Source organism: Microcoleus sp. B13-B6, from assembly GCF_036705405.1.
Classification (GTDB): Bacteria; Cyanobacteriota; Cyanobacteriia; order Cyanobacteriales; family Microcoleaceae; genus Microcoleus.
Genome location: NZ_JAUBUJ010000056.1, coordinates 38,469 through 53,763, shown reverse-complemented (window position 1 = coordinate 53,763; position 15,295 = coordinate 38,469). Strand labels below are relative to the sequence as shown.

The 15,295-nt window shown below is 43.7% G+C and carries 12 protein-coding genes; 3 read left to right on the top strand and 9 right to left on the bottom strand.

Annotated elements, in window-relative coordinates; translation table 11 throughout:
• Window positions 1-240: 240 nt before the first annotated feature.
• The 7 genes from QUB35_RS23050 to QUB35_RS23025 form a co-directional block, all read right to left on the bottom strand.
• Window positions 241-582 carry a low temperature-induced protein gene (locus tag QUB35_RS23050; RefSeq protein WP_333144027.1) on the bottom strand — a complete coding sequence of 114 codons (342 nt, stop codon included), beginning with the start codon at window positions 580-582 and terminating at the stop codon, window positions 241-243.
• A 462-nt stretch (window positions 583-1,044) separates the two neighbouring features.
• Window positions 1,045-1,836 (bottom strand): imidazole glycerol phosphate synthase subunit HisF, encoded by a 792-nt coding sequence (gene hisF / locus QUB35_RS23045; protein ID WP_333144026.1) that lies wholly within the window; start codon window positions 1,834-1,836, stop codon window positions 1,045-1,047.
• Between the two features lie 728 nt (window positions 1,837-2,564).
• Window positions 2,565-3,797: a response regulator gene (locus QUB35_RS23040; RefSeq protein ID WP_333144025.1), complete on the bottom strand. Its 1,233-nt coding sequence runs from the start codon at window positions 3,795-3,797 to the stop codon at window positions 2,565-2,567.
• Window positions 3,798-3,845: 48 nt separating this feature from the next.
• Complete coding sequence (locus QUB35_RS23035; RefSeq protein WP_333144024.1) at window positions 3,846-6,587, bottom strand: ATP-binding protein; 2,742 nt, start codon at window positions 6,585-6,587, stop codon at window positions 3,846-3,848.
• 278 nt (window positions 6,588-6,865) lie between these two features.
• Entirely contained in the window at window positions 6,866-7,174 is a 309-nt protein-coding gene (locus tag QUB35_RS23030; RefSeq protein WP_333144023.1) for a hypothetical protein, read from the bottom strand.
• A 158-nt stretch (window positions 7,175-7,332) separates the two neighbouring features.
• Window positions 7,333-7,536 carry an AMP-binding protein gene (locus QUB35_RS39235; RefSeq protein ID WP_445252126.1) on the bottom strand — a complete coding sequence of 68 codons (204 nt, stop codon included), beginning with the start codon at window positions 7,534-7,536 and terminating at the stop codon, window positions 7,333-7,335.
• 636 nt (window positions 7,537-8,172) lie between these two features.
• Entirely contained in the window at window positions 8,173-8,322 is a 150-nt protein-coding gene (locus QUB35_RS23025; protein ID WP_333144022.1) for a hypothetical protein, read from the bottom strand.
• A gap of 164 nt (window positions 8,323-8,486) precedes the next feature.
• Here QUB35_RS23025 and QUB35_RS23020 point away from each other — a divergent pair, with 164 nt between their 5' ends.
• The 3 genes from QUB35_RS23020 (at window position 8,487) to nadB (ending at window position 12,109) form a co-directional block, all read left to right on the top strand.
• Complete coding sequence (locus tag QUB35_RS23020) at window positions 8,487-9,446, top strand: adenylate/guanylate cyclase domain-containing protein (RefSeq protein ID WP_333144021.1); 960 nt, start codon at window positions 8,487-8,489, stop codon at window positions 9,444-9,446.
• Between the two features lie 252 nt (window positions 9,447-9,698).
• On the top strand, window positions 9,699-10,133 hold the full coding sequence (psbU, locus tag QUB35_RS23015) for a photosystem II complex extrinsic protein PsbU (protein ID WP_333144020.1): 435 nt from the start codon (window positions 9,699-9,701) through the stop codon (window positions 10,131-10,133).
• 323 nt (window positions 10,134-10,456) lie between these two features.
• Complete coding sequence (nadB, locus tag QUB35_RS23010; protein ID WP_333144019.1) at window positions 10,457-12,109, top strand: L-aspartate oxidase; 1,653 nt, start codon at window positions 10,457-10,459, stop codon at window positions 12,107-12,109.
• Between the two features lie 10 nt (window positions 12,110-12,119).
• Here nadB and QUB35_RS23005 read toward each other — a convergent pair whose 3' ends face one another.
• The gene (locus tag QUB35_RS23005; protein ID WP_333144018.1) at window positions 12,120-12,380 is read right to left on the bottom strand and encodes a hypothetical protein; all 261 of its coding nucleotides are present in this window, start codon (window positions 12,378-12,380) and stop codon (window positions 12,120-12,122) included.
• 577 nt (window positions 12,381-12,957) lie between these two features.
• Window positions 12,958-15,093 carry a CHASE2 domain-containing protein gene (locus QUB35_RS23000; RefSeq protein WP_445252059.1) on the bottom strand — a complete coding sequence of 712 codons (2,136 nt, stop codon included), beginning with the start codon at window positions 15,091-15,093 and terminating at the stop codon, window positions 12,958-12,960.
• Window positions 15,094-15,295 lie beyond the last annotated feature (202 nt).

Sequence of the window (15,295 nt, the reverse complement as noted above, 5' to 3'; positions counted from 1 at the left end):
GCCCGCCCTTTCTGGACGGGCGGGACGCCCATCCCACAAGAACCATCAAAATTCTAAGTTATTTAATTCTCATTCCTAAGAGCAAGTCTGAAAACTAAAGCTAAATTTAGATTGGATACGGCCTTTCAAAGGAGGTGGCGTGGTGCGGTGTCTCTACAAAAAAAATTCTAGGGACACCGCACCGCGCCGTGTCCCTAATCTTTTCTACTAACAACTGTCCGCTGACTACTGCGCGCTGAGTTAGTCTTTAACTTTGCTGACAGCTTTTTTGACTTGTTGCTCAAAGGATGTAGCTTGTGTATTGGAAGGATTTTTCATTTTTTCAATGTCAGCGTCTCCCTGAACTTCGTTGGGCCCTTTGCTGGCTTTTTCTTGAGTTTCTTCCAAGGACATCGGTTTTTTCAGGACAACTTCTTGAGATTCTTTTTCGATACCCAAAAGTTGGTCTTCACCTTTGGTGGGGCTGCTGGTAATGGCAAAAGCCGGGAAAGCATTAGACACAAACATCAAGGCACAAAAACAAACAGCTATTAAAGTGCGAACTAAACGCTTGGCAGGGAGGTTAAAGCTGATAAAAGACATACACAATTTCTCCGTTTTTACAATTTTTAATTGCTGAGATTGTTAACAGGCTGAAGCTCACTCAAATTCTGCACAATCTTTTACTCAAGTTTGATAAAAGCAACCGTTGCTTTTTTTCAAATTGAGCTAACATATAATATTTAGCTGAAAAAGCTGGTAGTTGAAATCCTTCTCAGGGAATATTTCTAGATGACGGGCGTGGGTCGCCCCAAGAAATTTATGTAAAAGGCACTTGTGTAGAATCAAAAAAATTCTACATAAGTGCCTTCGGATGCGCCTCACATAGCGGTATAAATCTCAGTAACTGGTTTGATCGTGGGGTGGCGGCGGGTTTATTTAGCCTGTTTGCAATGTGAGAGGGCGCTTGAGTCAACCCGCAGAGCGATTTGTTGAAAATGTTGCAAGATATTAAGATGCGCCCGACTATCCACTGACTAATGACTAATGACTAATGACTAATGACTAATGACTAATGACTAATGGCTGCTGCTGTCGCACGGGAACTTGACATTTTGCTAGATAAGTTTTAATTTCTCCTACACTGAGTTGCCCGTAATGCAGCAGGGAAGCCAGCAGTGCAGCTTCTGCTTTGCCCTCAGTCACGGCTTCGTAGATGTGGTGACAGTTGCCGGCGCCGCCGGAAGCAATGACGGGAATTTCGACAATTTCGGCAATGCTTCGGGTTAATGCCAAATCGTAACCGGCTTGAGTGCCGTCCGAGTCCATGCTTGTCACCAGAATTTCGCCGGCGCCGCGCTGTTCGGCTTCTTTGGCCCAGGCGATCGCATCTTTGCCGGTATTTTCTCGCCCTCCGCGCACGTACACGTCCCAACCAGGATTATCTGCGTCTTGCCGTTTGCGAGCGTCGATCGCCACTACAATGCACTGATTACCAAATCGATCGCTCGCTTTGTCAATTAAACTCGGATCGCGCACCGCCGCCGAATTAATACTCACCTTATCCGCGCCCGCCCTCAACAAACTTTTAATGGTGTCTAAGGATTGGATGCCGCCGCCCACCGTCAAAGGGATAAATACTCGATCGGCCGTGCGGTACACCACATCGATCATAATATTCCGGTCTTCGTGAGTCGCCGTAATGTCCAGAAACACCAACTCATCAGCACCCGCATCATTGTAAACCTGAGCCATTTCTACTGGATCGCCAGCATCCTGAAGATTGACAAAATTGACACCTTTGACCACGCGACCGGCTTTCACATCCAGACAAGGTAAAATTCTTTTCGACAACATACAATTCTCTTCCAATTTAACTTACTCGGCGGGAAGTCCCCCGCTATAACTGTACTCATCTTAGCGGTGGAATGAAAGCCAGGGTTATTTTTTGCCGTCCTGTTTGCGGTCTTGACTCCTAGCTGGAAAACGAGTTAGACAGGCAAGAAATAACCAATCTCTCAGCTATCACAAGACGGTAACAATAAATAAAATTCGTTTTAAAAATTTGATAAATCATCATAAATGTCGCAACGATTGCCACAACCAAGCCGTCAATCGATTTTAGATTTTAGATTTTAGATTTTAGATTTTAGAATTGAAGCATTAACCCCACGGAGAAATTCGGGGGGCAAGTTTCATCGGATACAGATTTTTTATTTCTGGGTCCTGAGTCTGCTTTCGGAATGAATCCGGGGGCTTGTATCCTGGATGCTTTCGGTCAAAAGCGAGATATAGGCCATTTAGCAGCTTACTCTAGCATAGAGGATTTTTACTCTTAGTGGTTCCCTCGGCTCCTTACCACCACTTAATCTCAGAACAACAGAACTTAATCAGTCCGATTCGGGGTCTGCTAAAAAATTATTAATATTATTCAAAACGTTTCTGCTGGAATAAACTTTGACACGCCACAGCTTCTTGCTGTTTTGCCCGATTTCTTAAAAATCGCTGCTCGTCATAAGAATGGCGATGTAAAATAGGCACTTTTCTAAAAATAGTTTTTTACAGTGCAATTATGCTCACTGGTTTTACTTTGGGAGTATCACTTCTGCAGGCAGTATAAGAGTAAAAGTAGAACCCTTACCCACCTCGCTTTCAACCAACGTATCTCCACCCATAATCCGAGACAAATTTCTAGTAATTGCTAATCCTAATCCAGTCCCCCCATACTCTCGTGTAGTTGAAGGATCAGCCTGGGTGAATGGTTGAAACAGTTTTTCCATTCGTTCTGGAGCTATGCCAACGCCAGTATCACTTATCTTAAATAAAATATAGGGAATGGCTGATTTCTGTTCTTCTCCATCGGCTATTCCAGATTTTCTATATCTTTTTTCTACCTTAATAGTAATTATGCCTTTTTTTGTAAATTTGCTGGCATTACTAAGCAGATTAAATAAGCTCTGACGTACCTTAGTTAAGTCGGTCTTCATATCTCCCAAATTGGGTTCACAGTTAACTACCAATACATTAGCATTCTTCTCCACCAGTGGCTTAATCATGGTGATGACTTCCCTAATTAAATCTGAGATATCAACGGTTTCTAAGTAAATTTCAACCTTCCCCGATTCAATTTTCGACAAGTCAAGAATGTCGTTAATTAGTCCAAGTAAATGTGTGCCTGCACCGTTGATTTTTTTCAGGTCAGGGATAAAAAATTTTTGATCTAAATCTTCGGCTTCTTCTTGCAACATTTCGCTATAGCCAATAATCGCATTGAGAGGGGTGCGGAGCTCATGGCTCATGTTAGCGAGAAACTGGCTTTTGGCAATGTTGGCTGCTTCGGCTGCTTCTTTAGCTGCTAATAATTCTACAGTGCGTAATTCCACTTTTTCTTCTAGCAGTTGCTTCTGTTGTTCGAGTTTTTTAGTTAGATGATATAATTTTAAATGAATTCTAATCCTCGCTAAAACTTCTTCACTTTGGAAAGGCTTAGAAATATAATCTACGGCTCCTACAGATAATCCATTGACTTTATTATGTGAATCCGATAAAGCACTTAAAAATATTATGGGAATTTCGCAGGTTAAGGGATTGGCTTTCAATCGCCGGCAAGTCTCAAAGCCATCAATACCGGGCGGCATCATTATATCTAATAAAATTAGTTCGGGCGGATGATATTCTACTTGTTCAATCGCAGTTTCACCATCAAGAGCAACGGAAACTTGATAACCCACGTCGGTCAATATGTGGGCTAGAACTTCTAGGTTATTGGGATTATCATCTACAATCAAAATAGATTGATTTTCTGAGTTTTCAGTCATACATAACTTACTGGGGATGGGATACATAAATTTACAACTTTTTTGGGGCTAGGGAGTATTTAGGTATTGCTCTATGTAAGTTCGCACCTGTTTTAGCTTGAAAGCTTTAGCAAATTCGCGCAGATGTTGAATAAAAGGGATAAACTGCTTGTCTATCAGTTCAATCCTCGTCAACTCTTGTAGTAAATCGTTAATCAATCCCTTACGACTAAGATTATACAATATTAGCAAGTCCTCATGCGAAGGTGGCACAATCTCAACCACTTCTTTGGTCAATTCTCTTGTGCTTGGCGGTTGTAATTTCTCTTCATATATCCATTCTAATTTCAGGAGGGATTTGATCGTATTTAACAGGCTATGAGCTTCGATAGGTTTGGGCAAAAATTCATTAGCTCCAATCTCTATACTTTTTTGCAGATCGGACTCGAATACACTGGCTGAAGACACGATCACTGATAAATTAGCAAATGATGGTAATTTTCGCAAAGTTTTAACCATTTCATAGCCATCCATAATCGGCATAACAATATCAGTAATCACCAGATTTGGTTGAACCTCAGCAATTTTATCAAGTCCTTCCTGGCCATTTTCAGCCTCATAAAGTATAAATCCAATAGGGCTGAGTAAATTGACAATAACAGAACGGTTTTCCCAACGGTCATCTACTACTATAACTTTGGGCTTATCGCCCTTAAAACCAATAATAACGCCCTGCTCTGAAGTTTTAGAATTTTTTGCCCATTCCTTAGCTTCGGGTAAATCTATCTCAAACCAGAAAACACTACCTTTGCCTAATTCACTTTCAACTTCCAAGGTACTGCCCATCATATCAACAATGTTTTTGCTGATAGCTAATCCTAGTCCAGTCCCTTCTGATTGCTTCTTCATATTACCAGACTGCTCAAAGGGCAAAAAGATATTTTTAACATGATCGCTCGCTATCCCAATTCCAGTATCTTCCACTTGAAACATAACTCGATATAAAGGTCGTTCCCTGACCTCATCTTCCAAGAGTTTTGATTTAATTATAAATTGCACGCTACCTTGAGCCGTAAACTTAATAGCATTGCCTAATAAGTTAATCAATACCTGTCGCAAGCGTTTTTCATCCGCAAAAATGCAAACTGGGAGTTGACCTTCGATGGTATAGATAAAATCAATTCCCTTTTGATCTGCCCTAATTCGACAAATTTCAACGACTGCTTGCAGAAAAGCGGGAAAATGAAAATCTGTAGGATATATTTCCATTTTTCGGGCCTCGATTTTAGAAAAATCAAGGATATCGTTAATCAGAGTCAGTAGGTGAGATCCACATTGGTTAATAATATTAATTCCTTTTTGATCTGACTCAACTATGTGTTTCGAGCGCTGGAGAATTTGGGCATATCCTAAGATACCATTGAGAGGTGTCCGCAGTTCGTGGCTCATATTAGCCAGAAACTCGCTCTTAGCACGGTTAGCTGTATCGGCAACTTCTTTCGCTTGTTTAAGCTCTACAGTTCTATCTTCAACTCGCAGTTCCAATTCCTCATTAGTTTTCGCAAGCGCGGCAAAAGATTCGCGGACTTGCTGAGCCATTTTGTTAAATAAATATCCCAAACGACCCAATTCATTTTGGCGGTTTACATTAACTTGAACATCAAGATTTCCCGCAGCAATACTCTCCGTTGCAGCCATTAATTTATTGAGTGGTGTAGAAATTTCTCGACGTAAAATTAAGAACACAATAATAATTTCAATCAGTAATGCACTGAGCCCTAGCACTAGAATCATGCGAGCAGTAGCTAAGGCTTCTTGGGTTAGCAGAGATTTGGGGAAAACTGTGACTAAGTACCAATTTGGCTCATCAATTCTAGTAATACCCAAGTATTCATCATAGTCAGGATTGTCAATAATCATATTTTCCTGTTTATGACTGGTGACTAAATCATAAATTCGTCGCAGATGAGCATCTCCAGATTGGGCGATGGAGAATTGTCCATTTCCTTTTTGAATACTTTGCATAAGTTCTGGGTGAGCTACTAGCCGCCCATCGGCTCGAAAAATCATGTTGTATGTGCCTTTGAGTCCTTCATTAATAGTCCGTTTCTGCAAATCATCTATTAAAATATCATGCCCGATTGTAGCAATATGCTTGCCATCTACATCTAATGGTGTCACACAGGATGCCATCCAAGCTACAGCTACTTGGTCGTAATAAATGCCTGTCCAGACTGTTTTGCGTTCTGGATTATAGATAGGGCGGGTAATTTGGAATGACTCATCATCTGTGACGCGGAAAGATTCATTAGAAGGTGCTTTGAGGACCCAGGGATACTGGTGCATATATATGATAATACCATTCTCAGGAATTTGCGTATAGGTGTTAGCTAAGCGATTGCGCCATGCTGGGCCATAAGCATTTATTGTTTTATAGAAAGCAACTATTCGTCGCTGCATTTCAGTATCAAAAATGACATTTTTTCCTAAGAATAATCCCGCAGTTTTTTCTTTTTGAAATAGTTCAGGGCGATTCCGAATTGAGCCATCTGGATATCTGACAAAGTTTTCATCGAATTCAGCTTGAGGATCGCGATTTGCTTCTGCTTTTAGTTGCTCTAATAAAGCTTGTTTGAGCAACTTATGGTTGTCTTCCGCTAAGGTAAATATTGCTCTTTCGCGTTTGGATCGTAATTCCATGTATTGCTCTAACTGCGTGAGTGAATTAGCAGTAATCCGTGAGATTATTTGAAAATAGCTAATAGCTGTGGAGGCGATAACAACCATCCCCATACCCAAGGCTATCTTCAAGAGTGTTTGTTTGGTCAGCGACTCTGGGGGTCTATTTCTGTTGTGGCGAGTTGGGGAGAGGAGAGAGTCAGACAATTTTAAGTTCGCGAGCCAATTTCTCTTCATTATTATCCTCTACATAACCAAAAATTAAACCAGGTAAAATAACTATTATATAGCATTTTTCAATTAATTCTGTAAGTTTTGGTAGGGTAATTCCCCTGTAGTTAACCCGATCGATGGGCTACGCACGGATCACTACCCTACAAGAGTGGGACAAATCATTTAGTTTTACTATATCACAAAAAACCTTGACGATGGAAATAGGATAAATAAGCCTTTAATACGGAATCATTAATGGGAGGACAGAGAATATCAGTACCGACAAGTCCATCTTGAGTGTTGCGGTCATCAAACTTTTGACAGACAAAAGATGTTGTCTCGATAAAAGTTTTTGGGCTATTAGATATTTTTTTGACAAAGAGAGAAGCCATCGGAGTTAAAGCATTATCGGGAGACATATTGAGTAGTTTTGCCTGCCACTGCGGGTAAGGAATAGAAGGGAGGGCATAACCAAGGGTGTTAAGATTCAAGATAAGTTGGTTCATCGATAATACATGGGGGCTTAATACATGAAATGTCTTGTTAAGAGACTCGGGTTGATGCGATAAATACCGAATCGCCTGAACTATATAATCCACAGGAGCGAGACTCATCTTGATATCTAATTCAGGGCCATACCCTAATTGAATCAAGCCCTTGATTATCAAACAAATCGTATTACTGAAACGCATACTCCAATAAGCGTCTCTGAATTAACCCCTAAGCTGTTCAGACAATGTGCTAATTGATTGGCTTTATTATTTAATTCTTGATAAGTTATTTGCTCGGTTTTAAAAATAGCAGCAATAGCGTTTGGTGTTTGCCTTACTTGGGATTCTACTAACTTATGAAGGCAGAATTTTTCGATGGCTCTAATTACAAAGCTTGATAAATAAGTTATTACGAACCTAGCTCACGACGCTCTGTAGGATTTTAAGCATTGATTAGGTAGCCATTGCTGGTGCTTTACCGTCTTTATTTTGGTCGCAAAGGCGGTAATCAATGACACCCAACTTTTGGTCGTGGCATAGGCTTACATAATTTACTAGACCTAACTATGTTCATCAGGAACAAAAGGTCAATTTAGGTGAATTTATCACTCCCCTTCCGCAGCCTCAACAGTCACATGGGTTATTTCGAGTTGATGGCGGTGGCTCAATCTCGGATTATTAAGTAAAAATACTGAGAGAATCAGTTATTAAGGATGTCTTCGGTACGATCGGCTGTTCCGGTTGAAATTGGAAGCCTAGACCATAGGGAGTAGTGCACAGAACTCTGGCTCTGCATACCAGGCTACACCCCCTACCCCCCCGCCTAGCTCTACCCTGTACAGACAAGTTGCTCGCTGACCCATATTGGAGAAACGCTGTTTCCTAAAATCTTGATTTCTCGTTTGGCCGAATCAATAACTTAAAATTCAGGAAAATAAGCTTCCTTTCTGAGATTCATGCGAAACTTGGGTTTCAGGAATGGTGTTAAAAGATTTCGGACTTGTGTGTACAGGCTAGCCGCCTAGCCAGAGAGCCATTTTCCCTCTTTTTTCTGGCCCATCAAAATAAATAAAAGTTGTCTTCGCTCCGGGGCAGGCAGTATTATCAGGTACAATCTTGGTAGACAGTCTGTTTTTACGGGCTGCTTTGGTAGATGGAATCATAAATACCTTCGCTCGCTCGATCGAATTTATGGTTGACCACTCCTGGAGGGGCTAGGTGCATCGACGATGGACTAAAAAATCTAAAATCTGAAGTCTCAAATCTCAAATCGGTTAATTTTGTGTCGTTTCTAGGACTGTTGTGACGAGTGCAACCCAATCCACATATGGTACTTCGCACAGAAGGCGGCAATCGCTACTTGCCGCTCTCCGGCAGCAATTGCTGGACAGTAGGGCGGAGCGATGACAATAATTTTGTACTGACAGATCGCTGGATTTCCCGTAATCACGCGATGTTACAGCAAATGGAGACAGGAGAGTTCTACCTGATCGACTTGGGCAGCCGCAATGGTTCCTTTGTCAACGGGCGGCGGGTCAGTATTCCTGTCACTCTCAGAAATGGCGATCGGATTATTTTCGGTCAAACCGAATTGGACTTCTACAACCCAACCGCTGGCCACCGACACGAGCCAATACACGAGACAGACTCTGAAGATTTTACGGCGACTTTGACGGTGCGTAGCCTGATTAGCGTCATGGTAATGGACATCCGAGACTTTACAGTTTTGACTAGGCAGCTAGACGAAACCCTCCTCTCGGAAGTTATCGGCAATTGGTTCCGCAAAGCAGGACAGATCATTCGCGAACACGGCAGTTGGGTGGACAAATACATCGGTGATGCCATCATGGCCGTCTGGTTCCACAAAACCAGCGATGTCAGCAGCGAGGAAATGATGCGGATTTGCCAAGCTTTGAGCGAACTGCACAAGGCAACAGACGAACTCAGCAGCCGTTACCCCCTGCCTTTTCCTTTGCGAGTCGGCGCCGGCATCAATACCGGTTATGCAATGGTGGGAAATTCTGGCAGCAGCGACCGCTCGGACTATACCGCCTTGGGAGATACTGTAAACGCAGCATTTCGCCTGGAATCTTGCACCAAGCAACTCGGCAAGGATATCGCTGTGGGACAAACTACCTACAAATACCTGACGCAATTGGGGGCCCAGGGCGCTTTCGAGCAGCACACTGTTTCTTTGAAGGGTTACGAGAATCCCAGCGTGGCTTACGGCGGTACTTATGCTGACTTGAACGCTTTTCTCAAAAGCAAAGGAAAGAGTTCTCGATAGCTAGAAAATTGGGTGCAGGGCAAAAATTAACCCTTTAAAATGGCAGTCCGAGTTTTTAATTTGGAGTGCCTTTGATAAACTTGCCTGCGATGCTTAAAAAGCCGATTATATCATATATCCTCAGATTTGTCAATACCTAAAGGTAAATTTTATAACAGATATCTGCCTGCTGCGGATTTGTCTGAAAAACTGCATAAGCAAAATGGTAGTCTCTACATAAATGCTGTGTATGAAATTGGGAGACAAAACTTCATGAAACGATTGGGTCGTCTATTGGCAGTATTGGGCTTAGTGCTGGGCTGCTTTGCATGGGCTGGAGACCAAAGCGCGATCGCGGCGTCATTAAGCCGTATCGTCTTGCCATCATCCTCGCTCCTAGCTGTTGAAGCTCCGGCTAGAACCAATCGCGCCGATGAGAAGCTTGCCACAGAATACGGCAAAAAACTTGATTTGAACAACAGCGCCGTCCGGGACTTTCGCCAATATCGAGGGTTGTATCCCACTTTAGCTGGACTAATTATTAAGAACGCTCCTTACGAAAAAGTTGAGGACGTACTCAACATTTCAGGTTTGACGGAAGCTCAGAAAAAAGTGCTGCAAGCTAACTTGGACAAATTCACCGTAACTGATGTCGAATCAGTCTTTATTGAAGGAGACACCAGGTTGAATAACGGTCTCTACGACTAGGTAGCAGCGGGCCTCATTTGAAGGCAGAAGTCATTGGGCAGAAGGCAAACGGCCGAAAGAAAAGATTTTTTTTCTCTTAGGCTGATGACTTCTGCCTTTAATTTATCAAGACTTACTTTCAACCACCATTCGGCAAAAGCCGACCAAAATTCGCTAGATTGAAATCAGCGGGTTCCCCTGATTCATCTAAAATCTAAAATCTAAAATCTAAAATCTAAAATCCCTTGACTGACATTAGTTCAAGTCCCCAGATTCATCTGTAGACTCAATTCTAAAATCTAAAATCTAAAATCTAAAATCTAAAATCGACTGGCGGCAGACTTATGACTGACAAATTTGACGTATTGGTAATAGGTGCTGGCGCGGCCGGTTTGTACACGGCACTTTGCCTGCCAGAACATTTGCAGGTGGGCTTGATCAATAAAAATACCCTGCCTGTTTCTGCCAGCGATTGGGCTCAAGGAGGGATTGCCGCAGTGATCGCCCCTGAAGATTCCGCAGCGCTGCACGTTCAGGATACACTGGCTGCGGGAGCCGGTCTTTGCGATTTAGATGCGGTGAAATTTTTAGTCGAGGAAGCTGGTGCTTGCATTGACTCCCTGGTGAAAATGGGCGTTGCATTCGATCGCACCGGCCCAGATTTAGCCCTCACCCTAGAAGCCGCCCACTCCCGCCGCCGAGTTCTCCACGCCGCCGACACTACGGGCAAAGCCGTTATCAGTACGCTGACAGCAAAAGTATTGAGCCGCAAAAACATTCAACTCGTATCTCCTGCCTTTGCTTTGAGTCTGTGGCTAGACGAAACCGGGCGCTGTCAGGGCATTAGCTCGATTTGCGGTTCACAAGTCAAGTGGCTGCAGGCCAAAGCGGTGGTGCTGGCGACAGGCGGCGGCGGACAGGTTTTTGCTCAAACGACCAATCCGTCGGTAAGTACCGGGGACGGGGTGGCAATTGCGTGGCGCGCCGGGGCGCTGCTGCGAGATTTAGAATTTGTGCAGTTTCACCCGACGGCGCTGAGCACAGCGGGCGCGCCTCGGTTTCTCATTAGCGAAGCGGTGCGGGGAGAAGGAGCTCATTTGGTTGACAGTAAGGGATATCGCTTTGCTTTTGACTCTCACCCCAGCGGGGAACTCGCCCCTAGGGATGTTGTCAGTCGCGCTATTTTCCGCCACTTACAAAAAACGGGGGAACCTCATGTTTGGCTGGATTTGCGCCCGATTGCGGTCGATCGACTGCGCTACAGGTTTCCGAATATTATTCAAGTGTGCGCTGATTGGGGAATTGATATTTTTTCCGAACCGGTGCCGGTGACGCCCGCAGCCCATTACTGGATGGGAGGGATTGTCGCTGACAAGTTTAACCAAACTTCGATTCCGGGTTTGTACGCGGTGGGAGAAACTGCGAGCACGGGGGTACACGGCGCTAATCGGTTGGCGAGCAATTCGCTGCTGGAATGTCTGGTTTTTGGGGCGCAGATGGGACTTTTGCAGCTAGAAGGTGGAAGACCCGAGGCATTCGCCGATCGGTTCGAGGCAGGGGAAATCTTGGAAAAATCGATTTCTGAAAAGGACATTGAGGCGATCGAAAAGTTGCGCGTCGAATTGCCGAATTTGGTGTGGCAGAGTGCGGGAATTTGCCGGGGACAGCGGGATTTGGAAAGTGCGATCGTCCAACTTGAGATTTGGCGGCAAGAATTTGCTTCGTTGCCTTTGAGTCAAACGCTTGATAATTTACGGCCCGGACAAATTATTGATTTTTCCCCTGCTGAGACGGAGAATAGCTCAATTTTGCGAAATTGGGGAGAAGTTGGGAATTTATTGGATATCGGCTATTTAATTGTCAAAAGTGCTGCGTTTCGCACTGAAAGCCGTGGCGGTCATTACCGAGTGGACTATCCCCTCACCGATCCGGATTGGTGCGCCCACACATTAATTCACTACTGCAATTGGTACAAATCTGGGCGAATAGAAGATTGAAAATTTGGGGTCAGCGCGTTCCCGTACCGTCACTTTTAGGGTTCCCGTTCGGGTCTGGTTCGTATTGTTGGGGATTTCCAAACCTAGAGGTTGGTGTAACTGTCCCAACTCTGGGGGTCGATGGCGTCGGGATCTGGCCCGCGCTACGGGTTTTTGTTAAGTTGCTAGTTGAGTTGCTGGCAAATCGGGCCGCATTTGCGGTGCCGACTATATTCACTTGCAGGCAGGCCGCCAGGGTTGCCGTTGTTGTGAGCTGAATCAAAGTACGCATAGTATTCACAGCCTTATTCAAATCATCGCAATAGATCCACGTCTGTACCACCTATTATATCTGTCAATTTCCGTATTTCCACTGATATCTTTACATTTACTTTAATTAACTTTCGTAAGTTTACATAATTTTTTTTATATTAAGGCTTTTTGGCGACTTGAATTTGGTTTCAGGTTGTGATTTATTTTAATATTTTGTAACATTTAGATGAGACGGCAAGTTGCTCTCATAAGTTTTATCTTTTGCTAAATCTATCTAATGACAGATGACAGATGAGAGGCTTTTAAATTATGTGATTTTAGATTTCACTACTTTGGACATTTTTTGGAACGGTTTCAAAAAGCTTAGAGGGCTTACAGTCTAAGGAGCGAGCTATTTTTTGAAGTGATCTGCACAGGGGACGCCTGAAATAATATCTCCCTCACGGCCCAATTAGGGTTTGATGTCTAAAAATTGCTCAAATTTTGTCTGAAATAATTGAGATTTTAAATAAAAAAATTGAATAATTACAAATGAGTTATCAATATCGGGGTGGGGACTTTACCTACAGTTGTATTATGTTTTTAACTAATCTTAATTAATAAAAGTGATATTGATTTTTCCCGCGTTCCTTAGCACGATACATCGCAACATCGGCATTCTTAACTAAAATATCTGGCTCTTGACCGTCAATGGGATATAAACCAATGCCAATACTTGTAGTTACAGAAACTGTATGTTCTTCTAAAATAAAAGGCTGCATGATGGCGTCGCAAATTTTTTCCGCTACTTTGGCAGCTTCCTCGCGACCTGGAATTGCGGGCAAAATGACTGTGAACTCGTCGCCGCCCAACCGCGAGATGGTATCGCTGCCCCGCAAGCATTTTTTGAGCCGACTGGCAACTGTTTTTAAGAGTAAATCGCCCACATTGTGTCCGAGAGTGTCGTTGATTGATTTAAATCCATCTAAATCTAAAAACAGTAAAGCTACCAATTCCTGATTGCTGGAGGCTATTTCTAGAGAGGAATGCAAGCATTCGTAGAACATTTGGCGGTTGGGCAAACCGGTAAGAGCATCGTGATAAGCTTGGTGGCTGAGCTCAGCATTTTTTTGTTCTAGGGCATTTTGCCGAAGTTGGCGCTCGGTAATATCTCTAATTGCTCCGACTAAAAATAGGTTGCCGGCAGCATCTTTATGCAGGGATCTTTTAGTCGCAATTAGATGCGTAATTCCGTGAGCGTCAGTAAAATATTCTTCATTTTCTCGCGGCTGGTGAGTTTGAAATACTAATTCGTTTTGCTGCCAAAATATCTCGGCTTCGGCTTGGGGAAATAAATCGTAATCGGTTCGGCAAGTTAAAATTTCTAAAGGATAGCCAATAAACCGACAATATGCCTGATTCAAAACTACGCAGCGGTGATTTCGATCTTTGACAAAAATGGGGTCAGGAATTGTATCGATTAGCGATTGTAAAAATTCTTTAGACCGTTTTAATTCTTCTTGCAAGTGAGCCAGATAACCCACAACAGCAGCACCAGAACCCACAACACTGAGGATTGGAGGAATTAACGGTAGCCACCAACCTGCTAAAAATACTAAGTATAAACTGGCACTCAGACCTAGACAAATACTTAATAAACAGTAAGCCGATCGACCAAGCGATCGCAAATTCCAACTCACATTTGCTCCCGCCCAAGACCACAGTAAAATCCACAGCAACTCCGCAGCCTCTGGCCAGACATTGATACCCCCGCGCCCGTCGAGGGCTGCACTCAAAATTTGGCTCAAGAAATGAGCCTGAAGCTCGACTCCCGGTATTTGCTGGGGAGGACCAAACCAACCGGAACTGTAAGAATTGTGGTAAAAGTCTTTGAGGCTGGGGGCATTTGAGCCGATCAAGACAATGCGCGATCGTACAAAATCAGCAGGTACTTTGCCAGAAAGCACATCGCCCATCGATGCAGTGCGAAAACTGCCTCGCGGGCCGCGCAGGTTGGTCAAAATTTGATACCCACGGCTGTCCGATCGAACGTAAGCACCGTCATTCGGTTGAAAAGGCCGAAAAACCCCCTTGCCTAACTGCAAGTATTTAGGATTGACTCTTGCTCGTTGAGGGGAAATCCCTTCGCTTTTGAGGTAAAGCAAAGCCAGTCTGAGTGCGAAACTTTGATGAGTTTTGCCGTCTCCGGGCCAAGCGTAGAGCAAAGTTCGCCGCACTTTTGAGTCAGCATCGATAACAACGTTGTTGAAACCGATTCGATCGAGCTTGTCAAGTACCGGAGGCGGGCGAACTCCTAACCTAGTTTCGTCTGGCATCAACTCAATGCCGATTAAGTTGGGAATAGTTTTAAAAGTTTTGAGCAATTCGGCGTTACCCGGTTGAGTTGGCAAATCTCGGTAAATGTCGAGGCCGATCGCCCGCGGCTTGCCAGCGTGCAATTTTTGCAGCAATTGGGCCAAGGCAGCATCCGAAATTGGGTAGCCGTATTTTTGCAAGTCAGCTTCCTTAATTTCTACAATGACGATGCGCGAGTCAATGGGTTCGGCCGGCCGCCAGCGCACAAAGTGGTCGAAAGCAGCCCATTCCCACACCTGCAAAAATCCGAACCAGCGCATTACAATCACCGTACTAGCAACGGCACTCGCAGTAATCAATACTCGGCGTTCTCGATCGACCCATTTTTTGATAGTTTTTAGCATATTTTGGGGATTTGGGCCTCGCCCTTTGAGCATCTAAACTACTACTACCTATAGGTTTTACATCTTCGGGGCCAGTCGATTTTAGATTTTAGATTTTAGAATATCCAATTTTTTGGTTTTTCGGTGCGGGCGAGTCGATTTTAGATTTTAGATTTTAGATTTTAGAATATCCAATTTTTTGGTTTTTCGGTGCGATCGGGATGCAACAGCAGAAACCGGGTCTCGCAACCAAAAT

Coding starts and splice junctions, on each gene's coding strand:
- QUB35_RS23000 (WP_445252059.1), bottom strand. CDS start 15,093: ATGCTCAAAGGGCGAGGCCCAAATCCCCAAAATATGCTAAAAACTATC.
- QUB35_RS23050 (WP_333144027.1), bottom strand. CDS start 582: ATGTCTTTTATCAGCTTTAACCTCCCTGCCAAGCGTTTAGTTCGCACT.
- psbU (WP_333144020.1), top strand. CDS start 9,699: ATGAAACGATTGGGTCGTCTATTGGCAGTATTGGGCTTAGTGCTGGGC.
- QUB35_RS23005 (WP_333144018.1), bottom strand. CDS start 12,380: ATGCGTACTTTGATTCAGCTCACAACAACGGCAACCCTGGCGGCCTGC.
- QUB35_RS23025 (WP_333144022.1), bottom strand. CDS start 8,322: ATGATTCCATCTACCAAAGCAGCCCGTAAAAACAGACTGTCTACCAAG.
- nadB (WP_333144019.1), top strand. CDS start 10,457: ATGACTGACAAATTTGACGTATTGGTAATAGGTGCTGGCGCGGCCGGT.
- QUB35_RS23030 (WP_333144023.1), bottom strand. CDS start 7,174: ATGAACCAACTTATCTTGAATCTTAACACCCTTGGTTATGCCCTCCCT.
- QUB35_RS23040 (WP_333144025.1), bottom strand. CDS start 3,797: ATGACTGAAAACTCAGAAAATCAATCTATTTTGATTGTAGATGATAAT.
- hisF (WP_333144026.1), bottom strand. CDS start 1,836: ATGTTGTCGAAAAGAATTTTACCTTGTCTGGATGTGAAAGCCGGTCGC.
- QUB35_RS23020 (WP_333144021.1), top strand. CDS start 8,487: ATGGTACTTCGCACAGAAGGCGGCAATCGCTACTTGCCGCTCTCCGGC.